Raw genomic sequence first — 3657 nt, 5'->3', positions numbered from 1 at the left:
TTTTGTAGTAGAAACACTTCCCTCTAATTCTAAATATCCGTGTAAATGTTCATACTTAGCACCAAAAGACGCAATCGAACTTAAAGCCGTAATTCCTAATAAGATTTTCTTCATTACTTTATCCTCCTAGTTTTTCTTTACCTTGTATATTCATTGAATATTATACCTTATTTATATTTTTTTGTCAATATAGCTTATTTGCAAATTATATTGCTATAACTAGCTATTTTTATTATCTTCGGATATAGTTTAGGGATAAAAAATGAGTCGCCCTGCCGGGCGACTCAAAGGGGGGGTTAATTGAGGTTGACTAACGCTATGTTAGTCAAGAGTATTATACCCTATTTTTTATTTAATTGCAAGTCTTTTTTATTTTTTTTATTATTTTTTCTTAAAAATTAAAGTTTTATCATTCTCTTCTTTAAGCTCATATCCACAAAATTTTAATGCCCGTATTTCTTCTATACTCTTAATATTATTTTCCATTAAAGCCGTTAAAAATTGTCCTCTTGCTTTCTTAGATATAGTTGAATGTATTTTATCTTTTTTTTTAAAAATTATTTTATACATTTTTTCTCTTATTTCTTTACTAAAAACACCTTCAAATTCACTTGATAATAACGAGATAACTACATCATCTTTCTCTACAATTTCATCATAATATTTTTGCCAAAATTTTTTTAAACTCATTTTATTAATACAAAGATTATTTGAAAAATCTAATCTATGTAAGGAAATATTATCTAAGGCATTTATTATTCCATAAAAAGATGATGTAATATATATATTATTTAAATATTCCATTTCTTGTTTATTAAGATTTTCTCTTTTAATATTTCTATACATCAAACCATCAAATAAATTTATAGCCGTGTATTCTTTTGCCACCCTATTTTTAATATCAATAAATCTTTTTCTTTCAATTTCAGCCTGTTCTTTTTTAATTTTAAAAAATTTAGATAAGTCATCAATTTTAAGTATTTCTTCTAATACTTTTTCAGTATTTTCTCCTATACCCTTTTTTAAAACTTCTTCTCTTTCTCTCATTTGTTTTGATGTTGGTATTAATATTTTCATAATTTCACTTTCTTACAAAAATATACCCTATAACCTGAATGTATCCCTAAAGTTTTACAATTTCCAAATACTTCTAGTAATTTCTTTTCTGTACTTTTAGCTCCATGTTTTGTTTGAATTACACAATAAAAATCACCGTCTACATTCAAATGGTTATATGAATTTTCGTATATATCAAATAATATATTTTTACCAGCCCTTATAGGTGGATTTGATATTATTATATCAAAATTTTCATGAATATTTTCAAAAGAATTAGACTTGTATACTTCATAATTATTAACCTTATTATTCTTACAATTTATATCAGCTAATTCCAAAGCTCTATCATTCACATCAGTTAATGTAAACTCACTATGTTTGTAGAATTTAGATAATAACAAAGTTACTGTTCCATAGCCACAACCTATATCAAGTAATTTAAATTTTTCTTTTTTATTATTATTAATAAATTCTTTTAACATTACATCTGTTCCAAAATCTAACCTATTTTTAGAAAATACACCTACATCTGTAATGAAAGTATACTTTTTTCCTAAAAATTCTATTTCTATTTCTTTTCTATTTGTTTTTAAATCCGTGTTATTAGTATAATAATGTTTCATAAAGATATCTTTTTTCTCCGTCCTTATACTCATCTTCAAGTAATTCTTTAATATAGAAATTAAAATCTAAGTATAATTTATTTGCTCGTATATTATCAATACCTGTAGTTAATTGTACTTTTTTTATTCCTATTTTTTTCAATTCTTCTAGTACTAAAGACAATATTTTATGTCCCATACCTTGATTTTGATATTTAGTATTAGTAAACAACCCATAAATATATGCTATTTCTCTATCAAATGATGACATAACCTCTATTACAGAAATTATTTCTTTACCTTTTAACAAAGCATATACTCTACCATATTTAGCCATAGGTTTAATGTTATAGTTACCAATAGATGCCCCCTCAAATACTATGTCTTCTAACTTTACAATAGAATAAAGTATATCTTCATCTTTTATTGGATCTAATAATTTAAACTCTACCATTTTCTTTTACCATTTCTATAAAATATTCATGTATTCTAGTATCTTCTGTCAATTCTGGGTGAAATGCTGTAACCAACATATTTTTTTCTCTTACTGCAACTATTTTTTCATCTACTACTGCTAATATCTCGGTATCATTTCCTACATTTACTGCATAAGGTGCTCTAATAAAGACCATAGGAAAATTATTAATATTTCCAAATTTTTCATATGATTTAAATGAACCTAATTGTCTCCCATAAGCATTTCTTTTAACTGTAATATTCATAAGTGCAAAATGTCTTTTATCATCATTAGCTATATCTTTAGCCAACAATATCATTCCAGCACAAGTTCCAAATACTGGCATACCATTTTCTATCTTATTTTTCAATTCTTCATATATATCAAGTTCTCTTAATAATTTTCCCATTACAGGGCTTTCTCCACCCGGTAAAATTAAAGCATCAAAATTTCTTAACACATCTTTTTTTTGTCTTATTTCAAAACTATCTATACCAAGTTTATCTAAAACTTCCTTATGTTCAATAAAAGCTCCTTGCAATGCTAAAATTCCAATTAACATTACTATTTACCTCTTTCTGCCATTAATATTTTAATTTCAGACTCATTTATACCTACCATTGCTTCTCCTAAATTAGAAGAAACTTCTGCAAGTACTTTAGGGTCATTATAGTTAGTTACTGCTTTAACTATAGCTCTTGCTCTTGCCTCTGGATCTCCTGATTTAAATATTCCAGAACCAACAAATACTCCCTCAGCTCCAAGTTGCATCATTAATGCAGCATCTGCTGGAGTAGCAACTCCACCTGCAGCAAAATTAACTACTGGTAATTTCTTATTATCATATACATATTTTAATAAGTCATATGGAACTTGCAATTCTTTTGCAACATTATATAATTCTCTTTCATCTAATGATGATATTCTTCTAATTTCATTTTGCATAGCTCTCATATGTCTTACTGCTTGAACTATATCTCCAGTTCCAGGTTCTCCTTTAGTTCTTATCATAGAAGCTCCCTCATTAATTCTTCTTAAAGCTTCTCCTAAATCTTTAGCACCACATACAAAAGGAACTTTAAAATCTCTTTTATTAATATGTAATACATCATCAGCTGGTGTTAAAACCTCAGATTCATCAATATAGTCTATTTCTATAGCTTCTAATATTTGTGCCTCAACAAAATGTCCTATTCTTGCTTTTGCCATTACAGGTATACTTACAACTTCTTGTATACTTTTAATCATAGCAGGGTCGCTCATTCTTGCAACTCCACCAACTGCTCTAATATCAGCAGGTATTCTTTCAAGTGCCATAACTGCACATGCACCAGCTCTTTCAGCTATTATAGCTTGTTCTGGTGTAGAAACGTCCATTATTACTCCACCTTTTAACATTTGTGCTAAATTCTTATTTAATTCATATCTGTTATCTTCCATATTTATTTCTCCCTTAAATCTATTTTTTCTAATTATATCATAATTATACATATTTTAACAACTCATATCAACATTAAAATTTACCAACAATCTTTCTTA

5 protein-coding genes are annotated in these 3657 nt (G+C 27.0%); all 5 read right to left on the bottom strand.

From position 1 onward, the window contains the following. Window positions 1-381: 381 nt before the first annotated feature. Genes yaaA through pdxS form a run of 5 tightly spaced genes read right to left on the bottom strand, consistent with a single transcriptional unit; the run spans window position 382 to window position 3558 of the window. The gene (gene yaaA, locus BT993_RS06655; protein WP_072593789.1) at window positions 382-1077 is read right to left on the bottom strand and encodes a peroxide stress protein YaaA; all 696 of its coding nucleotides are present in this window, start codon (window positions 1075-1077) and stop codon (window positions 382-384) included. Then, window positions 1074-1682: a class I SAM-dependent methyltransferase gene (locus BT993_RS06650; protein WP_083557420.1), complete on the bottom strand. Its 609-nt coding sequence runs from the start codon at window positions 1680-1682 to the stop codon at window positions 1074-1076. Before BT993_RS06650 ends, yaaA begins: the two co-directional genes overlap by 4 nt. Then, window positions 1663-2115, bottom strand: coding sequence for a GNAT family N-acetyltransferase (locus tag BT993_RS06645; protein WP_072593787.1), 453 nt, complete (start codon window positions 2113-2115; stop codon window positions 1663-1665). Before BT993_RS06645 ends, BT993_RS06650 begins: the two co-directional genes overlap by 20 nt. Continuing rightward, window positions 2102-2680 carry a pyridoxal 5'-phosphate synthase glutaminase subunit PdxT gene (gene pdxT, locus BT993_RS06640; protein ID WP_072593786.1) on the bottom strand — a complete coding sequence of 193 codons (579 nt, stop codon included), beginning with the start codon at window positions 2678-2680 and terminating at the stop codon, window positions 2102-2104. Before pdxT ends, BT993_RS06645 begins: the two co-directional genes overlap by 14 nt. A gap of 2 nt (window positions 2681-2682) precedes the next feature. Next, window positions 2683-3558, bottom strand: coding sequence for a pyridoxal 5'-phosphate synthase lyase subunit PdxS (gene pdxS, locus BT993_RS06635; protein ID WP_012858975.1), 876 nt, complete (start codon window positions 3556-3558; stop codon window positions 2683-2685). Window positions 3559-3657: the final 99 nt, after the last annotated feature.

Origin of the sequence: Streptobacillus ratti (assembly GCF_001891165.1) — a bacterium.
In the GTDB taxonomy this organism is placed as follows: domain Bacteria; phylum Fusobacteriota; class Fusobacteriia; order Fusobacteriales; family Leptotrichiaceae; genus Streptobacillus; species Streptobacillus ratti.
This window is presented reverse-complemented; position numbering and strand designations above follow the sequence as displayed.

Coding starts and splice junctions, on each gene's coding strand:
- pdxT (WP_072593786.1), bottom strand. CDS start 2,680: ATGTTAATTGGAATTTTAGCATTGCAAGGAGCTTTTATTGAACATAAG.
- BT993_RS06650 (WP_083557420.1), bottom strand. CDS start 1,682: ATGAAACATTATTATACTAATAACACGGATTTAAAAACAAATAGAAAA.
- BT993_RS06645 (WP_072593787.1), bottom strand. CDS start 2,115: ATGGTAGAGTTTAAATTATTAGATCCAATAAAAGATGAAGATATACTT.
- pdxS (WP_012858975.1), bottom strand. CDS start 3,558: ATGGAAGATAACAGATATGAATTAAATAAGAATTTAGCACAAATGTTA.
- yaaA (WP_072593789.1), bottom strand. CDS start 1,077: ATGAAAATATTAATACCAACATCAAAACAAATGAGAGAAAGAGAAGAA.